This window comes from Nocardioides sp. (assembly GCF_050699375.1).
GTDB lineage: Bacteria > Actinomycetota > Actinomycetes > Propionibacteriales > Nocardioidaceae > Nocardioides.
In genome coordinates this window covers 45,788-68,053 of sequence record NZ_JBOHDN010000141.1, presented here as the reverse complement: position 1 = coordinate 68,053, position 22,266 = coordinate 45,788, and the positions used below count along the sequence as shown (strand labels likewise).

The window sequence follows — 22,266 nt, the reverse complement described above, 5'->3', positions numbered from 1 at the left end:
TCCGGGCTTAGGGTGGCGGTGTGAACGCCATCGATGCCGCAGCTCTGACTTCACTTCTCGACGGGCGCTACGCCGGGATCCGAGCCGACGTACGCAAGTCTCTGATCGAGCGCGCCGACTTCCTCGACGAGGTCGAGGAGCTGCCCCGGGCCGCCTACCGGGAGCGGGTCCTGGAGGTGCTCCTGGAGATCTCCGCGACCGGTCAGACGGGGCTCGGGTTCCCGAAGGAGTACGGCGGCGGGGGCGATGTCGGCGCCTCGATCGCCGCCTTCGAGGAGATGGCGAGCGGTGACCTGTCGCTGCTGGTGAAGTCGGGGGTGCAGTTCGGGCTCTTCGGCGGTGCGATCCTGCAGCTGGGGACTTCCCGTCACCACGATCAGTATCTCTCCGACATCGTTGCCGGACGGCTGCTCGGGTCCTTCGCGATGACCGAGCACGGGCACGGGTCCAACGTGGCCGCGGTGGCGACGGTGGCCACCTACGATTCGGACGCTCAGGAGTTCGTCATCGAGACGACCCGGGAGGATGCGTACAAGGACTACATCGGCAACGCCGCCGCGCACGGCCAGCTGGCGGTCGTCTTCGCGCAGCTCGTGGTCGGCGGCGAGGAGCGCGGGGTCCATGCGTTCGTGGTGCCGATCCGGGTCGATGGTGCCGCTGCTCCCGGGGTACGGATCGAGGACGACGGGCCCAAGATGGGGCTCAACGGCGTCGACAACGGACGACTGTGGTTCTCGGGCGTGCGGGTGCCGCGTACGTCACTTCTGAACCGCTTCGCCGACGTCACCTCGTCCGGCGAGTACGTCTCCGACATCGAGTCCGCCGGGCGACGCTTCTTCACCATGCTCGGGACGCTCGTGCAGGGGCGGGTCTCGGTCGGTGGGGCGGGGATCCGGGCCTCCGAGGTCGCGCTGACGATCGCGGTTCGCTATGCGCTGCGGAGGCGGCAGTTCGAGGCGTCCTCGGAGACCTCGGAGGACCTGCTGCTCGACTACGGACAGCACCAGCGGCGGCTGCTTCCGCTGGTCGCGAGGACCTATGCACTGCGCTTCGCGCAGGAGGTCGTACGCGACGACCTGCACGATGTCTTCAGCGGCGTCGAGACCTCGGAGCATGCGCGGCGCGAGCTCGAGTCACGGGCCGCCGGGACCAAGGCGCTGGCCACCTGGCACGCGACCCGGGTCGTCCAGGAGTGCCGGGAGGCGTGTGGTGGGGCCGGCTATCTGGCCGCCAACCGGTTCACGGCGCTGAAGGCCGACACCGACGTGTTCACGACCTTCGAGGGCGACAACACGGTGCTGCTGCAGCTGGTCGCGAAGGGGCTGCTCACCGGCTACTCGAGCGAGTTCGAGGAGATGGACCAGCTCGATCTCGTACGCTTCGTCGCCGGCCTCGCCGTCGACACGGTCCTGGAGCGGACCGCCGTACACAAGCTGCTGGAGCGCGTCCGCGACGTGGTTCCGGTGGCAGGGGAGCGCGAGCCGGACATCCTCGACGCCGACTACCACCTGGCGATGCTGCGCTTCCGCGAGGAGCACATGCTCGCCGGCGTCGCTCGGAGGTTGAAGGCCGGTGTCGACGCCGGTCGCAACGCCGGCACGGTGTTCTCCTCGGTTCAGGACCACGTCATCGGAGTGGCCCACGCGCACGTCGAGCGGCTGATCCACGAGGCGTTCCGGGAGAAGGTACGTGGGCTCGATCCCGGCCCGGTCCGGGATCTGATGGACAAGGTCTGCGACCTCAACGCCCTCTCGGTCATCGAGGCCGACCGTGCCTGGTTCATGGAGCACGGCCGCCTCTCCTCCGAGCGCTCCAAGGCCATCATCGCCGAGGTCAACCGCCTCTGCCGCGAGCTGCGCCCCGACGCTCGGCTCCTCGTCGACGGCTTCGGGGTTCCTGAGCCGCTGCTGCGGGCGAAGGACCTGATCGGCTGAGGTTTGCTGGTCGCGGCGGGCGGTGCCATTTTCCCGCCATGGCGGGAAAATGCGTCCGTAAGCGGGTCTGGAGGGCCGCAGAATCCCGCCATGGCGGGAAAATGCCACACGCTGACCGATGCGCCCTTGGCAGGTTATCCACAGGGGGTGTGGATAACTTCTGTAAACATTCTGCGGATTGCGCAGGATTCCCCCTATGACTGCCGTTCTCATCAAGCCCAAGACCACACCCAGGATCCCGATCGATCCGGCCCGACCGTTCCGACGCAAGGATGCCCTGGCGAGCGGATTCGATCCGCGCCGCAAGCGTAGAGACTTCCAACGGCTCTTCCACGGGATCTACGTGTCGAGCGCTGTCGAGGTGACGCCGCTGCTGATTGCCGAGGCCGTAGTGCTGAGTGTGGACCCGCTCGGAGCCTGGGCCAGTCACGCGACAGCGGCCCGGGTGTGGGAGCTCCCGATCCCGCCGCTGCCGGGCGAGCACGTCACGGTCCTGCGGCGCAGCCAACGCCGTGGCCGGCCGCAGATCAGCTGCCATTCGGCGCCGGACGGGCTGATCACGAAGTTCGATCACGTCGACGTATCGGCTCCCGCACAGGTCTTCGTCGACCTGGCCGCGCTCGTCCCGCTCGTCGACCTGGTGGTCGTCGGAGACCACATGGTGCGCAGGGGACTGCTCGAACAAGTGGATCTCGTGGAACACAGCGCGGCGGCGAAGAGCCCCGGCGCCGCCCTCGCACGCCGGGCCGCATCGCTCGTCCGTGCGGGTGTGGACTCGCCGATGGAGACCCGACTGCGGATGTTGATCGTGCTCGCCGGGCTGCCCGAGCCTGCGGTCAACGCCCTGGTCGGAGACGAGATGGACAAGAAGAAGTACGACCTGAGCTACTCGCGCTCACGCACGATCATCGAGTACGACGGCAAGCATCACATCGAGCGCGAGGAACAATGGGAGTCCGACCTCATTCGCCGTGAAGCGATCGACACCGACGGCTGGCGCATCCTCGTCTTCATCGCCAAGGACATCTACACCTCGCCCGCCAAGACCTTGGAGCGGATCCATCGAGTGCTGCTTCAGCGCGGCGAGCCAGACGTACCCAGAAAACTGAGCGACGGCTGGAAGCAGCACTTCCCGGATCGCTCCTGACCTGGCCAGGCGGCAGAATCCCACCATGGTGGGAAAATGCCGCCCGATTCTGTCCTATGCCGGCGCAGAATCCCGCCATGGCGGGAAAATGCCACCCGATTCCGCCCCAAGCCCCCGCACAATCCCGCCATGGCGGGAAAGTGCCGCCGGTCCCGCCGATACGCTCGCCGCGTGACCCGCCTGATCTTGCTCAACGGCCTGCCCGGAGTGGGGAAGTCGACGATCGCTCGTCGGTACGCCACGGAACACCCGGGCACTCTGCTGTGTGACGTCGACATGCTGCGTACGTTCATCGGCGGCTGGCGAGACGACTTCGAGGACGCCGGGTCGCGGATCCGTCCGGCGGCGCTAGGGATGATCAGCGGCTACCTTCTGGAGTCCGGCGACGTGGTGCTGCCGCAGCTGTTCGCCAGAGTGAGCGAGCTGGAGAAGTTCGAGCGTGCGGCGCTCGATGCGGGCGCCGAGTTCGTCGAGGTCATGCTGGAGGCCGACACCGACGATGCGGTACGCCGCTTCGACCGCCGCGACGACGGCAACGACCCGTGGCACCCGATCGTTCGGAGTCTGGTCGCCGAAGCAGGTGGCGACGATGTCCTACGTGATTACGCCGCGAGGCTGCGCGGGCTGGTTGCCCGACGCCCCAGGACGAAGATGGTCCCGAGCGTCGCGGATGCGGTCGATGCGACGTACGCCGCCGTTCTCGAAGCTATCGACGCCGCCGCGGCCACTGCCTGACGAACAGATTCCCGCCATGGCGGGAAAATGCCGCCCGAACCCCGACGAACAGCCAGCACACTCCCGCCATGGCGGGAATTTGCCCCCGCCCGAGCCGAGCCTCAGTGAGCGGTGTTCTTGAACCGGTCGATGGAGGCGGCGATCTCCGACTCAGCGGCGGCCTTGCCGACCCAGTCGGAGCCCTTGACGGTCTTGCCGGGCTCGAGGTCCTTGTAGTGCTCGAAGAAGTGCTTGATCTCGTTGAGCGTCCACTCGTCGACATCCCCAAGGTCCTGGATGTGGTCGAAGCGGGGGTCGCAGGGGACGCAGAGGACCTTCTCGTCCTGGCCCTGCTCGTCCTCCATGACATACATCGCGACGGGGCGCGACTCGACGAGCACGCCCGGGAAGAGCGGGTAGGGAGTAAGCACCAGTGCGTCGAGCGGGTCACCGTCGCCGCCGAGGGTGTCCTCGATGTAGCCGTAGTCTGCGGGGTACATCATGGAGGTGAACAGAACGCGGTCGAGTCGAAGCCGGTTCGACTCGTGGTCCACCTCGTACTTGTTGCGGGATCCCTTGGGGACCTCGATCAGTACGTCGAACTCCTGCGTCACTTCTCTGCCTCCAGACAAACCCAAAACGGAATGCCGGACAGTCTGACACCGATGAGCGTCGGATCCGGCATCGAGGAGGATATCTGTGGAGCCGCAAAGTCCGCCGAAGTGGCCATCCGAAGAGCCCGAGGAAGGCCGCGGCAAGCTGGTGGTCGTGCTGCCGCTGGTGCTCGCGCTCCTGGTCGGAGCGGCGGCGAGCGCGTACGCCCTGGGGTGGGTGCACTATGCCCGCGGAAACGTCGCGCCGACCCCTCCGCCGGCCCCCTTGCAGATCCAGGCCGTCAGCCCCGCGGCGGTCGAGGGCGAGCAGACGAGAGCCCCCGGAAAGCCCGATCAGGCCGCGTTGGAGCAGGTCATGCGCGCGGCGGTCCGCGACAAGCGCCTGGGCAAGCACCTCAAGGCCGCGATCGCGCCGCTCGAGGGAGCGCCGCTGGTCACCCACGGCACCGGGTCCGCGACCCCGGCGAGCGTCACGAAGGTGCTGACCAGTGTGGCGGTGCTGGAGGCGTACGGCCCGGAGCGCCGTTTCGAGACCACGACCACGCTCCAAGGCAGCACCGTCACCCTGGTCGGCGGTGGTGACGCATCTCTCACCGCGCGAGACCTCGACAGCCTCGCAGCCGACACGGCGAGAGAGCTCGGGACCACCAAGACTGTCGCGCTCGCCTACGACGACAGCCTCTTCACCGGCCCGGCCGAGAGCCCGGCGTGGCGACCGGGCTATGTGGAGAGCGTCGTCAGCGAGGTCACCGCGCTGCTGGTCGACCACGGCCGCTCGCAGTCGGGCGGTCACCTCAGGAACCCCTCCCAGGCGGCGGCCGACCAGTTCAGACGAGCTCTCGCCAAGCACGGGATCAAGGTCACCGGCAGGCCCGCGAAGGGTAAGAAGTCCGGCACCCAGCTCGCCGTGCACCGGGGCGACACGTTGCGTGAGATCGTCGAATACACGCTGCAGCGCAGCGACAACCAGCTCGCCGAGGTGCTCGCCCGACACGTCGGAGTCTCAGCCGGGGCCCCGACGTTCGACGGTTCCACGAAGGCGATCACGGCCACGCTGAAGGACCTCGGCATCGACACCAGCGGCCTCGTCCTCCGCGACGGCTCCGGCCTCTCCCGCCAGAACCGGATCCCGCCGCGACTGCTGGTGAGCACGATCCAGGCGGCCGCCAGCCCCAACCGCCCCGAGCTCGCGCCGGTGATGACCGGGCTCCCGGTCGCAGGCTGGGTCGGCTCGCTCTCGCTCCGGTTCAACTTCGACGCCGAGCCGGGCCGCGGCCTCGTCCGCGCCAAGACCGGCACCCTCACCGGCGTCTCCTCGCTCGCGGGCATCGCGATCGACACCCACGGCACGCCGTTCGTCGTCGTACTCATGGCCGACAGGTTCAAGAAGAAGGAGACCCTCGACGTACGCGACGCCCTGGACGATGCGATGACCGCGGTCGCGACGTGTCGATGCTCGGCATAGGGAAGGTCGGCATAGGGAAGGTCGGCTACGGTCGTACGCATGACCCATCGTGCTGAGGACATCAGTCCGTCCGGAGCGACCATGGTCGACTGGGACCTGGCCGTACGCCTCGGCGCGAAGGTCGCCGGCGAGGGCCCGATCGTCTCGCGCGGCGAGGCCCAGCAGGCGGTCGCGGAGCTGCGCTCGGACGCGGCTAAGGCCACCGAGTTCGTACGCGACTTCACCGGCCTCGACGCGCCCCGTGACACCGCTCCGGTCCTGGTGGTCGACAGACGGGGCTGGATCCAGGCCAACGCCGACACCTTCGCCAACGTGATCACGCCGGTGGTCGACCGGATCACCCAGAAGCGCATGCCCGGGGCGCTCACGCAGACGGTCGGCTCGAAGATCAGCGCCGCCGAGGTGGGTGGCCTGCTCGGCTTCATGTCCTCGAAGATCCTCGGCCAGTTCGACCCGTTCTCCGACCCGTCGGGACGGCTGCTGCTGGTCGCTCCCAACGCCGTCCACGTCGAGCGTGAGCTCGGCCTGGACCCGACCGACTTCCGGCTGTGGGTCTGCCTGCACGAGGAGACCCACCGGGTGCAGTTCACTGCGAGCCCGTGGATGCGCGACCACCTCTTCGCCCAGATCGAGGGGCTCTCGGAGGCGATGGACCCGGCCTCGATCTTCGACGGCGGGCTGCAGCGCGTCACCGAGGCGTTGAAGGGCAACGGCAGCATCGTGGACGCGTTCGCCAAGCCAGAGCAGAAGGAGATCATCGACCGGGTCACCGGGATGATGTCGCTGCTCGAGGGCCATGCCGACGTGGTCATGGACGATGTCGGCCCCGGCGTGATCCCGAGCGTCGCCACGATCCGCAAGGCGTTCAACAAGCGTCGCCAGGGCATCGGCGTACTGGACCGTCTCCTGCGCAGGCTCCTCGGCCTCGAGGCCAAGATGGCCCAGTACCGTGACGGCGCGAAGTTCGTACGTCACGTGGTCGACAGGGTCGGCATGGAGGAGTTCAACGCCGTCTTCGCCGGCCCCGAGAACCTTCCGTCGAAGGCCGAGATCGTCGACCCGGACGCCTGGGTCTCCCGGGTCCTGTGAGCCTGGATTGAGCCTGGGTTGAGCCTGCACCCCTCCGTCGCAGCCGTACGCCGCCCGGTCCGCGCGACGCTCGAGCAGCTCGAGCCGGGCGACAGGGTGATCGTCGCCTGCTCGGGAGGAGCCGACTCCCTGGCGCTGGCCGCCGCGGCGGTCTTCGAGGGACACAAGCTCGGCCTGCACGTCATCGGAGCGACCGTCGACCACGGGATGCAGGCGGGCAGCGAGACTCAGGCCGCGAAGGTCATCGGGCAGCTCGCCGAGCTGGGCGTCGACGAGACCGTCACCGCGACGATCGAGGTCAAGGTCGAGGGCAACGGCCCCGAGGCCGCGGCGCGACGGGCCCGCTACGCGGTCCTCGACCAGCTGGCCGGGCGTTTCGAGGCACGGGTGATCCTGCTCGGGCACACCCGCGACGACCAGGCTGAGACCGTGCTGCTCGGCCTGACCAGGGGATCGGGCGCCCGCAGCCTCTCCGGGATGCGAGCCGGTTTCGACCGCTACCGAAGGCCCCTCCTGTCCGCGACGAGGACCGACACCGAGACCGCCTGCCAGGTCGAGGGCCTCGACGTCTGGCAGGACCCGCACAACCGCGACTTCGCCTACACCCGCGCGCGCATCCGCCACCGGGTCCTCCCCACGCTCGAGGAGGATCTCGGCCCCGGCGTCACCGAGGCCCTGGCAAGGACCGCCGAGCAGCTCCGTGAGGATGCCGACTTCATCGACGACATCGCAGAGGCGGCCCATCGCGACCTCGGCGAGACCCTTCCGGTGGAGACCCTCGCGCAGTATCCGCCCGCGATCCGCACCCGCGTCCTCCGCCTCGCGGCCCTCCGGGCGGGCAGCCCCGCCACCGAGCTCACCCGCGAGCACGTCAGGGCCATCGACGAGCTGATCACCGGCTGGCGCGGCCAGCGATGGATCGACCTGCCAGGTCACGTGCTGGCGAAACGTACGAACGGTCTGGTCGTCTTCGAGCGCAAGAACATCGGAGAATCGGGGGCGTTCACAGGGAGCCTTTAGAGTGACGGTCATGGACACCGAGTACGTCGGCGATGACCTCGTGAAGACCCTGTTCACCCACGACGAGATCCAGGCCAAGGTCGAAGAGATGGCCCGCCGGATCGAGAAGGACTACGAGGGCGAGGAGCTGCTCATCGTCGGCGTCCTGCGTGGCGCGGTGATGATCATGGCCGACCTCGCGCGGGCCCTGAACCGCCACGTCGAGATGGACTGGATGGCGGTCTCCTCCTACGGCTCGGGCACCAAGTCGTCCGGGGTGGTGAGGATCCTGAAGGACCTCGACACCGACGTCACCGGCAAGCACGTGCTGGTCGTCGACGAGATCATCGACTCAGGCCTGACGCTGACCTGGCTGACCTCCAACCTCACCAGCCGCGGCCCGGCGAGCATCGAGATCGCCACCCTGCTCCGCAAGCCGGAGGCGGTCAGCATGCCGGTCGAGGTGAAGTACGTCGGCTGGGACATCCCCGACGAGTTCGTGGTCGGCTACGGCCTCGACTTCAACGAGAAGTACCGCAACCTGCGCGACATCTCGACCCTCGCTCCGCACATCTACTCCTGACCTTTCCGAGCGGCGCCGTTACGCGGACAGCGGAACCGCACAGATGGGGCGGGCACGATTTGCCGTGTACCGTCGTTCTAAATGGCAGGCGCGCCCCCCGGCGTGCATGTCTGACCCCGTAACGGTTGAAAGAAGCCTGTGAAGCGCATATTCAAAGGTCCCTGGCTGTGGATCATCCTGGCAGTGCTCGGAGTGATCCTTGCCCTGCAATACCTGGCCCCTCGCGATGGCGGCGACGAGATCACCACGAATGAGCTCACGTCGTACATCGAGAAGGACGAGGTCAAGGAGATCACGTTCGTCGACGGTGACCAGGAGATCAAGGCCACCTTGGTCAAGGGTGCCCGCGATGGCGGAGCCGAGGTCACGACCTTCTGGGTCGACGGTGACCAGGACGAGCTCATCGACATGGTGCGCAAGACCGAGGCCGAGGGCGACAACCTCGAGGAGTTCAACTCCGAGGTGGCCAAGCCCTCGGTGCTCGGCTCGATCCTGAGCTTCGCGCTTCCGCTGATTCTGATCGTCGTGCTGTTCCTGTTCCTGATGAACTCGGTCCAGGGCGGCGGTGGCCGTGGGGTCATGCAGTTCGCCAAGTCCAAGGCGAAGCTGATCACCAAGGACATGCCGAAGACGACCTTCTCCGACGTCGCAGGTGCCGATGAGGCGGTCGAGGAGCTCCAGGAGATCAAGGAGTTCCTGCAGGAGCCGGCGAAGTTCCAGGCCGTCGGGGCGAAGATCCCCAAGGGCGTGCTGCTCTACGGTCAGCCAGGCACCGGTAAGACGCTGCTCGCGCGTGCCGTCGCCGGTGAGGCCGGCGTGCCGTTCTACTCGATCTCCGGTTCGGACTTCGTCGAGATGTTCGTCGGTGTCGGTGCGAGCCGCGTCCGGGACCTGTTCGAGCAGGCCAAGGAGAACGCTCCGGCCATCGTCTTCATCGACGAGATCGACGCCGTCGGCCGTCACCGCGGCGCCGGCATGGGCGGCGGCCACGACGAGCGTGAGCAGACGCTCAACCAGCTCCTCGTGGAGATGGATGGCTTCGACGTACGCGGCGGGGTGATCCTGATCGCGGCCACCAACCGTCCCGACGTTCTCGACCCGGCGCTGCTGCGCCCGGGCCGGTTCGACCGCCAGATCCAGGTCGACGCTCCCGACCTCGCCGGTCGCGAGAAGATCCTGCAGGTCCACGCCCGCGGCAAGCCGCTGGCCGGCGACATCGACCTCGACTCGGTCGCCCGCAGGACCCCCGGGTTCTCCGGTGCCGACCTGGCCAACGTGCTCAACGAGGCCGCGCTGCTGACCGCGCGCAGCGACGAGAAGCTGATCACCAACAGGTCCCTCGACGAGGCGATCGACCGGGTGATCGCCGGCCCGCAGAAGCGTACGCGTCTGATGAGCGAGCAGGAGAAGCTCATCACCGCCTACCACGAGGGTGGCCACGCGCTCGTCGCCGCTGCCCTGCCGGGCCCGGACGTGGTCCAGAAGATCACGATCCTGCCGCGCGGCAAGGCGCTGGGCTACAACCTGGTGATGCCCGACGACGACCAGTACTCCCAGACGCGGTCCTCGATGCTCAACAAGCTCTCCTACATGCTCGGTGGCCGTGCCGCGGAGGAGCTCATCTTCCACGACCCGACCACCGGCGCGGGCAACGACATCGAGAAGGCGACCAGCCTCGCTCGTGCGATGGTCACCCAGTTCGGTATGACCGAGCGCCTCGGTGCGATCAAGCTCGGGGAGTCCAACGGAGAGCCGTTCCTGGGCCGCGACATCGGTCACCAGCGCAACTACTCCGAAGAGGTCGCGGCCGTCGTCGACGACGAGACCAAGAAGCTCCTCGCCACCGCGCACCAGGAGGCCTTCGACATCCTCGAGGAGAACCGGGACGTCCTCGACAACCTGGTCCTCCAGCTGCTGGAGAAGGAGACCCTCTCCAGGAACGAGGTCGCCGAGGTCTTCGAGTCGCTGCGTCGCCGCGACCCGCGTCCGGCCTGGACCGGCTCGGACACCCGTCGTCCGTCCGATCGTCCGGCCGTCGAGATCCCGCAGTGGATCGTCGACCGCGACAAGGACAACCTCGCCAAGGCGATCCGTGCCGCCGGCCAGGCCGTCAACGGCGTCGACCTCTCCAAGCCGTCAGAGCAGGCTGGCCCGCCCGAGGCCACCCCTCCCGCCTGAATCCGGATCACATGTCTGAGACCTTCGACGAGGTAGCGCCCGTCCGCGTCCCCGAACGGGACGCGGCGGACGTTCCGGTCTTCGACCAGAAGCGGGCCGAGGCGGCCGTACGCGAGCTGCTCTACGCGATCGGGGAGGACCCCGATCGCGAGGGCCTGCTCGACACCCCCGCCCGGGTCGCCCGCGCCTATCAGGAGCTGACCCACGGGCTGCACCTGACGCCCGAGGACGTCCTCACCACCACCTTCGACCTGGGCCACGACGAGATGGTCCTGGTCCGCGACATCGAGCTGTGGTCGATGTGCGAGCACCACCTGGTGCCGTTCACCGGCGTCGCGCACGTCGGCTACATCCCGGCAGCCACCGGCAAGATCACCGGCCTGTCCAAGCTCGCTCGGCTGGTCGACGTCTACGCCAAGCGACCGCAGGTCCAGGAGCGGCTCACCACCCAGGTGGCCGACGCGCTCATGGAGCTCCTCGAGGCGCGCGGCGTCATCGTGGTGGTCGAGGCCGAGCACCTGTGCATGACGATGCGGGGAGTCAAGAAGGCAGGTGCGCGCACGATCACCAGTGCCGTACGCGGCACCATGCGCTCCAACGCCACCACCCGCGCCGAGGCGATGGCCCTGATCCGGGGCGGAACGCGGTAGGTAGGGTCGTCCCCGTGAAGGTCATGGGGATCGTCAACGTCACGCCCGACTCGTTCAGCGACGGCGGACGGTTCTTGGCGACCGATGACGCGGTGGCGCACGGGCACGAGCTGCTCGCCCAGGGCGCCGACCTGCTCGACATCGGTGGTGAGTCGACCCGTCCGGGCGCGACCCGGCCGTTGGTCGCCGACGAGCTCGCCCGGGTGGTGCCGGTCATCTCGACCCTGGCCGAGGAGGGTGCGACCCTCTCGGTCGACACGATGCGCCCCGAGGTCGCCGCGGCGGCGGTGAAGGCGGGCGCCAAGATCATCAACGACGTCTCGGGCGGTCTGGCCGACCCCGGGATCCTGAAGGTCGCGGCCGAGCACGATGCGACGTACGTCGTGATGCACTGGCGCGCGCACGGCGCGGAGATGCAGCACGAGGACCATCTCGTCTATTCCGACGGTGTCGTGGCCACGGTCCGGGCAGAGCTGGAGGAGCGGATCGAGGCGGCGCGCGCGGCCGGGATCCAGGACGACAACATCGTGGTCGATCCGGGGCTCGGCTTCTCCAAGACGGCCGACGACAACTGGCGGCTGCTCGCGGGTGTGGAGGAGTTCCACAAGCTCGGCTTCCCGGTGCTCATCGGCGCCAGCCGCAAGACCTTTCTCGGCCACCTCCTCGCGACCGCCGATGGTGAGCTGCGTCCGGTGACCGAACGCGAGAGCGCCCACGATGCGATCACCGTCTTCCTGGCGCAACGCGGAGTCTGGGCGACGCGTGTACATGACGTACGTGCCGCCAGCGATGCCCTCGCCGCGGCCTCGAAGCTCGAGGAAGTGGCCGAGCGGAGCGAGGAGACGATCCGATGAACCACACCGAGCCCCTCGGCGGACCCACCGACGGACCTCTCAGCGGACCCTCCGACGAGATCCAGATCGCGGGCCTGGAATGTTTCGGCCACCACGGAGTGTTCGACCATGAGCGCCGCGAGGGGCAGAACTTCATCATCGACCTGGTCATCGGGACCGACTCCCGTAAGGCCGCGGCCACGGACGACTTGCATGACACCGTCGATTACGGAAGTCTCGCGATGGCGGTCAAAACTAGTGTTGAGCGCGACCCGGTGGACCTTATCGAGACGCTTGCCCAGCGGATCGCGGACGTTTGCCTTGCAGACACCCGCGCCCATTGGGTGCGTGTTACGGTTCACAAACCGGGGGCGCCCATCGAAGCGACGTTCAAAGACGTCACCATGACGATCACCCGGAGGCAGAGCACGTGACAGAGGTACCCAACCCCCACATCATCGACGCCGACACGCTCACCGGGGAGATGCGGCCGATTCGGCGGGCGGTTCTGTCGTTGGGCTCCAATCTCGGGGACCGTTTGGCAAACCTGCAGGACGCGTTGAACACTCTCGCTGAGACCCCGGACGTCTGGGTGACCACGATCTCCCCGGTCTATGAGACCGAGCCGGTCGACTCGCCCGAGGGCGCCGAGGTCTACCTCAACGCGATCATCCTTGCCGACACGACCCTCACCCCGGCGCGTCTGCTCGAGCGTTCGCTCACCATCGAGGATGCGTACGGCCGTTCGCGCAGTGGCATCTTCAACGAGCCGCGCACGCTCGACATCGACGTCATCTCCGTGGGCGACAAGATCCTCGAGGAGGAGTCGCTCACGCTTCCGCACCCGCGCGCCCATCAGCGTGCGTTCGTGCTCAAGCCGTGGCTGGACCTCGAGCCGAGCGCCGATCTCCCCGGCGTCGGTCCGATCGCCGAGCTGCTGGAGCAGTCCGACCAGAGCGGCATCACACGCCGCGACGACCTCGTCCTCGAGCTCTGAGCCGAGTCTGAGCAACGCGCCCGAGGACCCGCACCAGGGTCCTGAGAAGGATCCCGACGAGGACGTACGCCGGCTCCGCCCGATGTCGGGCGGAGCGATCACGGCGTGGGCCGTCATCGGGATCGTCGGCGGCTGGCTGGCTCACCCCGTGCTGGAGGCATGGCGCGGGGTGGCCCCGGTGGTCACCTGGGCCCAGCCGGTGCTGTTGCTGCTGATCGCCGCGGTGCTGGGTGTCACGGCGTGGATCACCCATCGTCAGCTGCAGGTCGGTGGCGAACGGATCGAGGCTTACCGGGCGGTCAACCGTCTGGTGCTCGCCCGCGCCTGCACGCTGGTCGGGGCGCTCCTGGCCGGTGGCTATCTGGGGTACGCCGTGAGCTGGCTGGGCTATGACGCGAGCACCGCCGCCGGCGAGCGTCTGGTGCGCTCGGCCGTGGCAGCGGTGGCAGGAATCGTGATCGTGATCGCCAGCCGACTCCTAGAACACGCTTGCCGGGTCCGCAAACCCGACGATGACTAGCCGTACCGTGGGAGCATGCCTTCCCCATCCGCAACTTCAGTCACACGCAGGCGTCAGCGAAGCACACGCCTGACGGTTGCTGTAGCCCTGCTGGCGCTGGCCGCCATCACGATCGCCGTAGCGGTGGCCTCCGGGTCCTGGCTGCTCGTCGTGGTTGCTGCCGTTCTCGGGCTCGCCTTCGGCGCTGCCGCTACCAAGATCACCCACTCCGAGCTGCTCCAGACGCGCCGCGACTGGGCGCGTGACCGCGCCGAGCAGGCCCAGGCCCACCGCGCGGAGTCCGACAAGCGTGCGGAGGAGAACGCCGAGTTCCGCGAGCACATGGACGCCAAGCTCGCCGATCGCGTCCAGGCCGTCGAGGAGCTCGAGTCCGCCTTGGCGGCCGCTCACCAGCGCGCCGCCGAGGCCGTACGCCGCCGTGGCGAGGAGGCCCGCAGGGCCGCTCAGGCCGAGCTGCGCGGCGAGCAGCTCGAGGCCAAGCTCCAAGCGGTCGAGGCCGACGCCGCCGAGGCGGCCATCCGCGTCGCTGAGCTGGAGTCCGAGCTGGACGTCGTACGTGCCGAGCTCGAGGTCGAGCGCACCAGCTGGACCGGGGCTCAATCCGCCTGAGCCCAGCTCCACCGCTCTCCGCCTGCTCGCGACGGCGACCATCTCGACAAGCTCGATACACCGAATCGGTGGACCCGGGCTGAGGGTCGGTCAATCACCGATATTCGGTGATATGTATTCGTCCATCAGGTGAACCTGCGGCGTCGAACGTACGAATCCGGTGACGGTCGGCTACGCAGTTCAGGCGATAGCCCCCACCAAGCCGGGCTTGTGGGACGATAATGCGCCGATATCGCAGGTAGTGACGCCATCAGACATGTTCACGTCATCACTGATCGGACGGGTAACCTGCGTGTCACGCTCCTGTGATCTGCGGGGGCGGCACGGATGGGGGTCGCTTGAGAAGGGTGCCGGTGACGTTAACGGTGGACCAGTGTCATGTGGTCCCGGAGGGTCTCGCCTACCTGCGTGACCTGATGGAGGCGTACGCGAGACGCACGCCGCCGCGCACCGTCGCGGCTCTGGGCAACGCTCCGCTGGATCCCAGCGAGGAGCGCGCCGACGCCATCGACTCCGCGGATCTCATCATTCGCGTCAACAGCTTCGTCCTCGACGAGCCCGGCGGTCCTCGTGCGCAGGGAGCGCGGGCCGATGTCGTCGTCTGGAACCGGATCACCAGCCCCACCCGCTTCACCTTCGATCGCTACCGCGAGCGCCTCTACCTCCTCGCCGAGCCGATGCGAGCGCACGGGCGCCCCGAGGTGTGGCCGATGTCCTGGCCGGAGGACCTCGGCTTCGTACCTCTTCCCAACGGTGAGGTGCTCGCCCGGATCGGCGAGGAGCTCGAGATCCCGTGGAAGACCGAGCAGCTGGCGCCGACGACCGGCTTCACCGCCGCATGGCTCGCCATGACGCTCTTCCCCGCCGCGGACGTACACCTTGCCGGGTACTCGTTCGTCAACAACCCCGGCCAGACCGAATGGACCTACCAGGCCGGCGGGTCCTCGCCAGTCGGCCCCGAGCACAGGATCGATGCCGAGGCGCGGGTCATGCGTGAGTGGATCGACCAGGAGCGAGTGAGACTGTGGCAATGAAGAGCATTCGTGGGCGAGCCAAGGCGCGGCTGCGCTCCGCTGCCGGTGCTGACGAGGCCCACGCGGAGGTCGAGGCCCTGCGGGCTACGGTCGCCGAGCAGCGGACCCGGATCGGCGACCTCGAGCGCGAGGTCGCCCGCGTGAGTCCGCAGGTGGCCGCGCTGGAGGCGCGGATCGAGACGCTGCGGGAGAAGGTCGAGGGGACCCCCGCCGCGTCTCCGGGCAGTCGTTCTGCGGACGGTAGCGTGGGCTCCCAAGATCCTGAGTCGTTCAGGGAAGAGTTCAAGCGTCAGCAGAAGCAGGTCAGGGCGCGTCTCGCCGCGGCCACCCGCTTCGAGGAGCGGCTACGCAAGCTGGAAGAGGAACGTGCACACAGCTAATCACTACTACGGGCACGCGCATATCTTCGCGGACTACGTCGACATCCCGTTCCCGCCGATGATCTGGGGTTACCTCCAGCACGGTTGGAATCTGCACGACGGGTTCGCGGTCGGGACCGCCTTCCAGCCGGGAGCGACGCGACTGATCTGGTCCGATGCCGTGCTACGACGCGGCTGGGGCATGGGTCAGCGAAACTACGCGGTCATCGGTTCGGCCTGGGCCTACCTGCTCGAGCTCGTCAAGCAGGGGCGTACGGGGGACAACCTCGAGGACTGGACGCCCCCGGAGGAGCGCAAGGGCACCATCTTCTACCCGTTCCACGGTTGGGAGGCGCAGCCGATCATCGGCGACCACCATCGCATGCTGGACCAGATCCGTGAGGTCGAAGGCGACGAGGACATCACCGTCTGCCTCTACTGGACCGAGCACCGCATTCCCGAGATCCGGCGCGCATATGAGGAGCGTGGCTGTCGAGTCATCACCCACGGCATGCGCGGGTTTGCCTTCCGGGGCACCGAGACCCGTTTCCTCTGGAGGCAGTACGCCGAGCTGATGTCTCACCGCCGGGTCGTCTCGAACCGGATGAGCTCCGCGGTCCTCTACGGCGCCTCCGTCGGCTGCGAGGTGGGCGTGTACGGCGACCCGATGCTCCTCAGCGGTGAGCACTCGATCTACGGTGGAATCGAGAGACAGAAGCGGAACTGGCCCGAGTACCACCAAGAAGTCGTGCCGCGGGACTACGCCGACGAGGTCGCGACCGAGGAGCTCGGTTCGCGCCACGTACGCACCACCGCGGAGATCATGGATCTGTTCCGTTGGACCCGGCCGGCGTGGCAGCTGGCGGAGAAAGGCACCTCATGACGACGCCTACCGAGGCGCCAGACGCACCCGAGGGGATCAACCTGCTCGGCTCGGAGATGTTCACCTGGTCCGATCTGGACAGTGAGCGCGGACCGGCCGGCGGGGCACTGCTCGAGGAGCTCGTAAGGCGCCACCTGGCCGGAGAGCGGGCCCGACGAGCTCTGGTCGTCGGACCCCACTCGCGCGAACTGATCACCGTCGTGGGTTCGCTGGCCGACGCCGTCGACGTCCACGTCCGGTCCCTCCCGGATGCCCAGACGCTGCGCGCGGAGCTGCCCGAGAACATCACGCTCCTGTGCGGGGCTTTCGGCAGGCTGGCGCAGCGCGGCGCCTACGATCTGGTGGTCGTGCTGGACGGCCTGGACCGTGTGGCCAGCGCCGAGGAGGCACCGGTCGGCTGGGCCGACCTCCTTGACCGCGTCTCCGGCCAGGTTGGCGACGGCGGTCGGCTGCTGCTCGCCGTCGGGAACAGTCTCGGCCTGGACCGGCTCCTCGCCGTCGATCCGCAGAACCTCGACCGTGACGAGTCCTGGCCCGCGGGTCTTGCCGTCGAGGGGGCCGCCGTTCCTGGGCTCCACAGCATCCACAGGGCCCTCGCAGCCTCGGCCACCACCGCACACGTCACGACCTGGGCTGCCTTCGGACGCCGGTCGGCTCCGGCGCTCGTGGCCGCCGAGAGCGTGATCAGCGATGAGGCGGAGGACCCGCGTCTGGCGACGCTCGTCGAACGGGCTGCTCGGGAGCTCGAGCCGGGCCTGGCGACGACCCGAGACATCGGCGCGGTCGCGCGCACGATGGTGATGAGCGGTCGTGGCCTGGACGCCGCCCCGCTGTGGCTGCTGGGGTGCTCGGGCTCATCTGAGTCCGGGCCGGTGATGGACGACGCTGTGCTTCTCGCTCTCGCCTCGGACGTACCGACCGCGATCACGGCAGACTGGGCCCGCCGCCCGCTTGGCGAGGGCGCCCGCCCGCTCTCCAGCGCGGTCGTCGCCGACCCGGCTCTGCTCGAGGGCCACGTCCCGTCCGGCCGGCTGCTCGCCGACCTGCTCGCAGACTGCTGCCGCGACCAGGACATGGCCGGCGCCGGCGTACTGGTGAGGCGCTACCGTACGTGGGCGGCCGCTGGTGGTGGAGACGGCACCGTCGCGCCGGAGAAGGTGGCGGTCACGCTCGACAACCTGGTGGACACCAGCGACGGTCTCGTGCCCTTCGACCCACATCTGCGTGCGGGGGTCGAGGCGTCCGTCGACGACGTGGTCACCCGCACCATCTTGGCGTTCGCCAGGGACTTCCTCGCCTCCGGCGCCCCGCACGCCTGGCCGCAGACCTACGGTCCGGCCGACCTCACTCGCAGCCTCGTCGCCGCTGCCGGGACCGAGCTCGACGCAGGCGGTCTCAAGGCGGCCGAGGCACTCGGCGAGAAGCTCGGCCTGGCCCCGAGAGCCCCGGCGAGGCCGGCGTACGCGGAGGCGCTCGAGGAGCTCGACCGGCTCCGGCGTGGGCAGGTCGAGGCCGAGGCGCAGCTCGAATGGCTCGTCCGCAACGTCCATGACCGCCAGCGGCTGGCCCGGAGGCTCCGTGCTCGGATCTGGAGGCTCGAACGATCGCCCGAGTACCGGCTCGGTGCACGGATGCTGAAGCTCCGGGCGATGGCCGGTTCGGCACGCCGGAAGGTCATGGTGAAGCTGGGGCTCAGCGAGCCTCCCGCGCTCGCGGCTCCTGAGGGCGAATGGCGCGAGGCTCCGCAGGTGGAGCGCGAGCAGGTCCCGGTCGAGCCGGACCTGCTGCCGCCGGGCTACAAGCCGTCGGGCCCGACCATCTGACCCACGGCAGGCAGACGGTCCGCGGCCGGCACGGAGACTTCCGTCGCCGGCCGCGGTCCGTTTCTCAGCGAGGGCGGCGCATCACGACGAGGTTGGCCGCGGAATGCACCAGCGGGCGACCGTAGGTCTCCAACAGCTCGTAGCCGTGGCTCTCGAACATCTTGACGATCCGATCGGAGGTGACCGGGACGATCACACCGATCTTGTTGTCCTCGGTGGCCTTTCGTTTACCGGCCCGGCTGTTGTACGAGACCACGTACTCGGCATCCAGGTCGGAGATGCGCGCCGCATAGTGCTCGACGACGTCCGGTTCCATCTCCTGGAAGGAGAAGCAGTTCACGGCCACGTCGAAGGGTCCCTGCAGATCCCCCAGGCGCCAGTTCGGGAGGACAGCGGACTTGGGCACATCGATCGGGCCGGTCGAGGCGATGCGGTCGTCATAGGTGAGGACCCGGTCGCCGAAGAGCTCGGTCAGATAATAGGAGGCGACCGTCACCAGCGGAGGCAGGTCGACGTCGACGTACCTGACCTGGGGATCGCGGCTCATCAGGAACTCGCCGAGATGTCCGGCACCGCCGCCGATCTCGAGCACCGACTTCGGCGGAGCGTCGATGTGGCGGCTCAATGCGGTCATGACCAGCATGTAGTTCAGATAGGCCTTGCCGAACTTCACCGAGGGGTCCTCGGGCACCAGCGAGAACGCCTGGTTGGCGTTGCCGATGCTGCTCTCGCCGCGCTCGGCGAGGTCGGTGGGCCAGGCGCTGTGGTTCCAGGCGAGGCGAGCCGCATCGATGTCACGCATCGCGTGGTGGACCCCGAACAGGGCCGGCTTGACGAAGTGCTCCTTGGCGTTCGGGTGGACCTCGTGGATCTTCGCCATCACCTTGCCGAGCGTGGCCTGCGTGAACACGGAGCCGTAGCGCGGCAGGAACCAGAACGGCGCGGTCGGCCAGCGCTTGAAGTTGGCCAGCCCGCCTTCGCGCATGTCCTTGAGGAGCTGGTCCAGGCCCGGACCCCAAAAGCTCGTCGGTCGATAGATCTCGGGCGCCTCGGCCAGCTCGCCGAGCGCCCGGCTGGTCAGCCGCGCCCAGCGCGGATCGTCGTCGGGATGTCCGACCGACGCATCTGCCACCGTGGCCTCGGGATCTGCCGACCCCGCTGGCTCCTCTGCCGGCGCGGGTTCCTCGGCACTGGCGGACTTCGTACGGAGGCGGTTGAAGACCATGCCCGCAGATCCTAGGCGCTCGGCGGAGATAAGGAAGGGGCTTCGCCGTAACGCGTAGGCAAACATCTGCCGTTCCTCGCCGACCCCGGCAGGAACCAGGAACGGACCCTCGGGCGGCGCTTGAACCGATTCATGGTCTGGCTGCGGCTCTCCCGGTCCGGAGCCGCCCCAGCAATGCCAAGGCGCCCGTCACTGCTCCTAGCAGCAAGACACCGACAGCGGCGATCGCGGCGGGAAGGAAGTACGGAGGAACGTAGGAGAAGTCGAGCTCGGTCGTTCCAGAAGGCAGCTCGATCTCTTGGAAGCGAGGGCCAGATGCTTCCACGGGATGTCGATCACCCTCGAATTCTGCCGTCCAGCCATCGGCGTAGAGCTCTCGCCGTACCAACGTCGCTGGTGTGGTGCAGTCCGCCGACAAGGACGTCAGGGTCTGATCACTGAGCCGGCATGACCCGCGGACCACACTGTAGAAGGGCTTCGCACCGGTGTCGTGCCAGATGACTGCCGTCGGGTTCTCGAAGACTTTGGTGAGTCTGTGCGCGGCGGCATCCCGGGGCGTGACCACGCCAGGCCGGGTGACCAGATACTTCACCGCCAGTGAGCGGTAGACCTTCTGCCGCGCGAAGTAGCCCTTGAGGATCTGCTTCTGGTCCTTGACCGGAAGGTTCCGCGTGATCGGCTTGTAGGAATTGACGAAGTAGTCCTTCGTCGCGGCCGTCTTCAGCTCGTTCTCGAAGAGCGCCGTGGTCGCTCGAGGGGCTGGGAGGTCGACGAAGTTGAGCTCAGCCGCACCGAAGTACGAGCCATAGTTCGACTGGATGGGGCCGAGGGTGAAGAAACGCGAGTTGCCGAGGTTGGCGAGGAGGTACTTCACCGGAGCGGTGTCTACCGGAACCGGCGGGCTGGCGGCGAGCTGCGGGACCGCGAAGATGCCGATGCCCTCCACGGCGACGATCACTGCTGCTGCGACAGCGATCATCGTCCTGCGGGTCTGAACGCGCCGAGCTGCGAGCACCGCGCCGAGGACGAGGACGGTCGCAGCCGCGCTGAACGTCACGGTCAGGATCGCCACCGTGACGTTCCCTGGCACCGCGTTCGGGGTCCGCAACGCGGTTGGTGACACCAGGTGGTCGCCGTACCGGAGGACGACGACGGCTGCCGCGATGCCGACCAGTGCCACCCCGGAGACCGCAGCGACAGCGGGCCACCGCACCCGACGGCGCTGGAGCAGATCGATGCCCTCGGCAGCCCAAAGGAGCACCACGAGCTCGATCAGCACGATGGCGTACTTGGCGACGAGGACCGCGTCCACGCCCGGGATCACCTTCAGGATCTGCGAGACGGGTGTGGCGCCGAACTGGTTGAGGAGCAGGACGGCGACGAGCAGCGCCAGCACCGCGTTGCGCAGACGGTATCTCGAGCCCAGGAGGCCGATGGCCGCGACGGCGACCGACGACAGCGTCAGGTAGCCGGCGAGCACCCCCACAATCTGACTGGTGGCCGGCGCCAACTTGCCGTGCAGATACGGAAAGAGGAAGGACGGGATGTTCTCGGGGTGGTAGTGGAATCCGCGCTGGAACGAGACACCGCCGGATCCCACCTGGTGGGGACCGGTGTCTCCGAAGGTGAGGAAGCCCAGGAAGGCCACCAACGCCGGCGAAGCGACCACGAGGCCTCCCAGTGCCCCGGAGATGCTCCACACGGCGAAGCGGACCCGGCGTTCGGGCATCTTCGCGAGACGTACCAGAGCCCAGACAGCCACGAGGCCCAGCTCCAGGGCGGCGGTCTCCGGGAAACCGGCCAGGAGCGTCAGGGCTACAGACAGGACCGTGATCCAGACCCCCGGCATCGGGCGTCGCTGCTCGCTCACCGCCTTGGCGGTCAGCTCCACGCCGTAGAGGATCCACGGGAGCATGGCGACCGGGTTGAAGGGCGCGTTGAGCATCACCGAGAAGATGCCGTTGAGCGCGAAGAGGACCGCGCCGGTGGTTGCCGCGGTCCAGGTGAGCTTCAACGATCTCAGCAGGAGCAGCATCCCGAATCCGGCGAACAGCTCCAGGGCCACGTGGAAGTAGAGGATTCCCTGAGGCAGAGCCTGCAGCAGGATGAAGGGCAGGAAGAACGCTCCCGACTGCATCTCGCCGACGAGGGGTTGCCCCAGACCTTCGTAGTGGTTCCACAGAGGCAGATCCCCGTGCAGCCAGTCCAGCGCGGCCCGGTGTCCCAGCGCCTGCGAGGTCCACCCGTAGTTCGGATCGATGTTGACGCCGCCCGGGAGTATGCCGTACTCCGGCCTGGCCAGGCCGGAGTAGTAGACGAGGGCGTCGCCGGTGCGGATGCCGAGGAGATAGAGAGCATTGCCCAGCAGCACCGCCAGCACCAGCACGGAGCTGGCACGGAGGGGCGCGGAGCGCAGCAGCCGAACGGATCCGCGCAGCCGAGTCCCTGATGCTGCTTCTCCGGTCGAGACGTCGGGCGAGGACGGGGGAGGTGTGATGGACATCGGCTGGCTCACTGAGGTCAGTCGGGATGTAAAGGATGAAAGTGACACTAACCAGCCGGGAGCCAGCTATCCGGTCAAAACTCAAGTGTCGACGGAGACCCTGCTCG

The 22,266-nt window shown here is 68.0% G+C and carries 21 protein-coding genes; 18 read left to right on the top strand and 3 right to left on the bottom strand.

Annotation, left to right across the window (positions count from 1 at the left end; genetic code table 11):
* Window positions 1-20: 20 nt before the first annotated feature.
* The 3 genes from ACRDPS_RS10465 (at window position 21) to ACRDPS_RS10455 (ending at window position 3,816) form a co-directional block, all read left to right on the top strand.
* Window positions 21-1,934 carry an acyl-CoA dehydrogenase gene (locus tag ACRDPS_RS10465; protein WP_431501571.1) on the top strand — a complete coding sequence of 638 codons (1,914 nt, stop codon included), beginning with the start codon at window positions 21-23 and terminating at the stop codon, window positions 1,932-1,934.
* A gap of 196 nt (window positions 1,935-2,130) precedes the next feature.
* Window positions 2,131-3,081, top strand: coding sequence for a DUF559 domain-containing protein (locus ACRDPS_RS10460; RefSeq protein ID WP_431501570.1), 951 nt, complete (start codon window positions 2,131-2,133; stop codon window positions 3,079-3,081).
* Between the two features lie 171 nt (window positions 3,082-3,252).
* Window positions 3,253-3,816 carry an AAA family ATPase gene (locus tag ACRDPS_RS10455; protein ID WP_431501569.1) on the top strand — a complete coding sequence of 188 codons (564 nt, stop codon included), beginning with the start codon at window positions 3,253-3,255 and terminating at the stop codon, window positions 3,814-3,816.
* Between the two features lie 101 nt (window positions 3,817-3,917).
* Here the strand turns inward: ACRDPS_RS10455 and ACRDPS_RS10450 are convergent, their stop codons facing one another.
* Complete coding sequence (locus ACRDPS_RS10450) at window positions 3,918-4,409, bottom strand: inorganic diphosphatase (protein ID WP_431501568.1); 492 nt, start codon at window positions 4,407-4,409, stop codon at window positions 3,918-3,920.
* 85 nt (window positions 4,410-4,494) lie between these two features.
* Here ACRDPS_RS10450 and dacB point away from each other — a divergent pair, with 85 nt between their 5' ends.
* From dacB to ACRDPS_RS10375, 15 genes are all read left to right on the top strand, one after another.
* Window positions 4,495-5,874 carry a D-alanyl-D-alanine carboxypeptidase/D-alanyl-D-alanine endopeptidase gene (dacB, locus tag ACRDPS_RS10445; protein ID WP_431501567.1) on the top strand — a complete coding sequence of 460 codons (1,380 nt, stop codon included), beginning with the start codon at window positions 4,495-4,497 and terminating at the stop codon, window positions 5,872-5,874.
* 39 nt (window positions 5,875-5,913) lie between these two features.
* Window positions 5,914-6,963 carry a zinc-dependent metalloprotease gene (locus tag ACRDPS_RS10440; protein WP_431501566.1) on the top strand — a complete coding sequence of 350 codons (1,050 nt, stop codon included), beginning with the start codon at window positions 5,914-5,916 and terminating at the stop codon, window positions 6,961-6,963.
* Window positions 6,964-6,981: 18 nt separating this feature from the next.
* On the top strand, window positions 6,982-7,983 hold the full coding sequence (tilS, locus tag ACRDPS_RS10435) for a tRNA lysidine(34) synthetase TilS (RefSeq protein ID WP_431501565.1): 1,002 nt from the start codon (window positions 6,982-6,984) through the stop codon (window positions 7,981-7,983).
* Window positions 7,984-7,993: 10 nt separating this feature from the next.
* Window positions 7,994-8,545 (top strand): hypoxanthine phosphoribosyltransferase, encoded by a 552-nt coding sequence (gene hpt / locus ACRDPS_RS10430; RefSeq protein ID WP_091046204.1) that lies wholly within the window; start codon window positions 7,994-7,996, stop codon window positions 8,543-8,545.
* Window positions 8,546-8,683: 138 nt separating this feature from the next.
* Window positions 8,684-10,723, top strand: coding sequence for an ATP-dependent zinc metalloprotease FtsH (gene ftsH / locus ACRDPS_RS10425; protein WP_431501564.1), 2,040 nt, complete (start codon window positions 8,684-8,686; stop codon window positions 10,721-10,723).
* An 11-nt stretch (window positions 10,724-10,734) separates the two neighbouring features.
* Entirely contained in the window at window positions 10,735-11,373 is a 639-nt protein-coding gene (folE, locus tag ACRDPS_RS10420) for a GTP cyclohydrolase I FolE (protein WP_431501563.1), read from the top strand.
* Window positions 11,374-11,396: 23 nt separating this feature from the next.
* Entirely contained in the window at window positions 11,397-12,227 is an 831-nt protein-coding gene (gene folP, locus ACRDPS_RS10415; RefSeq protein ID WP_431501572.1) for a dihydropteroate synthase, read from the top strand.
* A complete protein-coding gene (gene folB / locus ACRDPS_RS10410) occupies window positions 12,224-12,640 on the top strand; it encodes a dihydroneopterin aldolase (protein ID WP_431501562.1) in 417 nt (138 codons plus the stop codon). Before folP ends, folB begins: the two co-directional genes overlap by 4 nt.
* Window positions 12,637-13,203 (top strand): 2-amino-4-hydroxy-6-hydroxymethyldihydropteridine diphosphokinase, encoded by a 567-nt coding sequence (gene folK, locus ACRDPS_RS10405; protein ID WP_431501561.1) that lies wholly within the window; start codon window positions 12,637-12,639, stop codon window positions 13,201-13,203. The genes folB and folK overlap by 4 nt, the downstream gene beginning before the upstream one ends.
* 82 nt (window positions 13,204-13,285) lie before the next feature.
* Complete coding sequence (locus ACRDPS_RS10400) at window positions 13,286-13,723, top strand: DUF3180 domain-containing protein (protein WP_431501560.1); 438 nt, start codon at window positions 13,286-13,288, stop codon at window positions 13,721-13,723.
* 15 nt (window positions 13,724-13,738) lie between these two features.
* Window positions 13,739-14,332 (top strand): hypothetical protein, encoded by a 594-nt coding sequence (locus ACRDPS_RS10395; RefSeq protein WP_431501559.1) that lies wholly within the window; start codon window positions 13,739-13,741, stop codon window positions 14,330-14,332.
* A gap of 353 nt (window positions 14,333-14,685) precedes the next feature.
* The gene (locus ACRDPS_RS10390; protein ID WP_431501558.1) at window positions 14,686-15,366 is read left to right on the top strand and encodes a hypothetical protein; all 681 of its coding nucleotides are present in this window, start codon (window positions 14,686-14,688) and stop codon (window positions 15,364-15,366) included.
* Window positions 15,363-15,746: a hypothetical protein gene (locus ACRDPS_RS10385; protein ID WP_431501557.1), complete on the top strand. Its 384-nt coding sequence runs from the start codon at window positions 15,363-15,365 to the stop codon at window positions 15,744-15,746. The genes ACRDPS_RS10390 and ACRDPS_RS10385 overlap by 4 nt, the downstream gene beginning before the upstream one ends.
* Window positions 15,733-16,608, top strand: a complete 876-nt coding sequence (locus tag ACRDPS_RS10380; RefSeq protein ID WP_431501556.1) for a hypothetical protein — start codon at window positions 15,733-15,735, stop codon at window positions 16,606-16,608. The genes ACRDPS_RS10385 and ACRDPS_RS10380 overlap by 14 nt, the downstream gene beginning before the upstream one ends.
* Window positions 16,605-18,431: a hypothetical protein gene (locus tag ACRDPS_RS10375; RefSeq protein WP_431501555.1), complete on the top strand. Its 1,827-nt coding sequence runs from the start codon at window positions 16,605-16,607 to the stop codon at window positions 18,429-18,431. Before ACRDPS_RS10380 ends, ACRDPS_RS10375 begins: the two co-directional genes overlap by 4 nt.
* Before the next feature lie 64 nt (window positions 18,432-18,495).
* Here the strand turns inward: ACRDPS_RS10375 and ACRDPS_RS10370 are convergent, their stop codons facing one another.
* Both ACRDPS_RS10370 and ACRDPS_RS10365 read right to left on the bottom strand, forming a co-directional pair.
* Window positions 18,496-19,656, bottom strand: coding sequence for a putative sugar O-methyltransferase (locus ACRDPS_RS10370; RefSeq protein WP_431501554.1), 1,161 nt, complete (start codon window positions 19,654-19,656; stop codon window positions 18,496-18,498).
* Window positions 19,657-19,786: 130 nt separating this feature from the next.
* Window positions 19,787-22,159, bottom strand: coding sequence for a hypothetical protein (locus ACRDPS_RS10365; protein WP_431501553.1), 2,373 nt, complete (start codon window positions 22,157-22,159; stop codon window positions 19,787-19,789).
* Between the last annotated feature and the right edge of the window lie 107 nt (window positions 22,160-22,266).

Excerpts from the sequence above, each read along its gene's own strand:
- folE (WP_431501563.1), top strand. The coding sequence starts at position 10,735 with ATGTCTGAGACCTTCGACGAGGTAGCGCCCGTCCGCGTCCCCGAACGG.
- ACRDPS_RS10375 (WP_431501555.1), top strand. The coding sequence starts at position 16,605 with ATGACGACGCCTACCGAGGCGCCAGACGCACCCGAGGGGATCAACCTG.
- ACRDPS_RS10385 (WP_431501557.1), top strand. The coding sequence starts at position 15,363 with ATGAAGAGCATTCGTGGGCGAGCCAAGGCGCGGCTGCGCTCCGCTGCC.
- folB (WP_431501562.1), top strand. The coding sequence starts at position 12,224 with ATGAACCACACCGAGCCCCTCGGCGGACCCACCGACGGACCTCTCAGC.
- folP (WP_431501572.1), top strand. The coding sequence starts at position 11,397 with ATGGGGATCGTCAACGTCACGCCCGACTCGTTCAGCGACGGCGGACGG.
- ACRDPS_RS10400 (WP_431501560.1), top strand. The coding sequence starts at position 13,286 with ATGTCGGGCGGAGCGATCACGGCGTGGGCCGTCATCGGGATCGTCGGC.
- hpt (WP_091046204.1), top strand. The coding sequence starts at position 7,994 with ATGGACACCGAGTACGTCGGCGATGACCTCGTGAAGACCCTGTTCACC.
- ACRDPS_RS10395 (WP_431501559.1), top strand. The coding sequence starts at position 13,739 with ATGCCTTCCCCATCCGCAACTTCAGTCACACGCAGGCGTCAGCGAAGC.
- ACRDPS_RS10460 (WP_431501570.1), top strand. The coding sequence starts at position 2,131 with ATGACTGCCGTTCTCATCAAGCCCAAGACCACACCCAGGATCCCGATC.
- ACRDPS_RS10440 (WP_431501566.1), top strand. The coding sequence starts at position 5,914 with ATGACCCATCGTGCTGAGGACATCAGTCCGTCCGGAGCGACCATGGTC.
- ACRDPS_RS10365 (WP_431501553.1), bottom strand. The coding sequence starts at position 22,159 with ATGTCCATCACACCTCCCCCGTCCTCGCCCGACGTCTCGACCGGAGAA.
- ACRDPS_RS10370 (WP_431501554.1), bottom strand. The coding sequence starts at position 19,656 with ATGGTCTTCAACCGCCTCCGTACGAAGTCCGCCAGTGCCGAGGAACCC.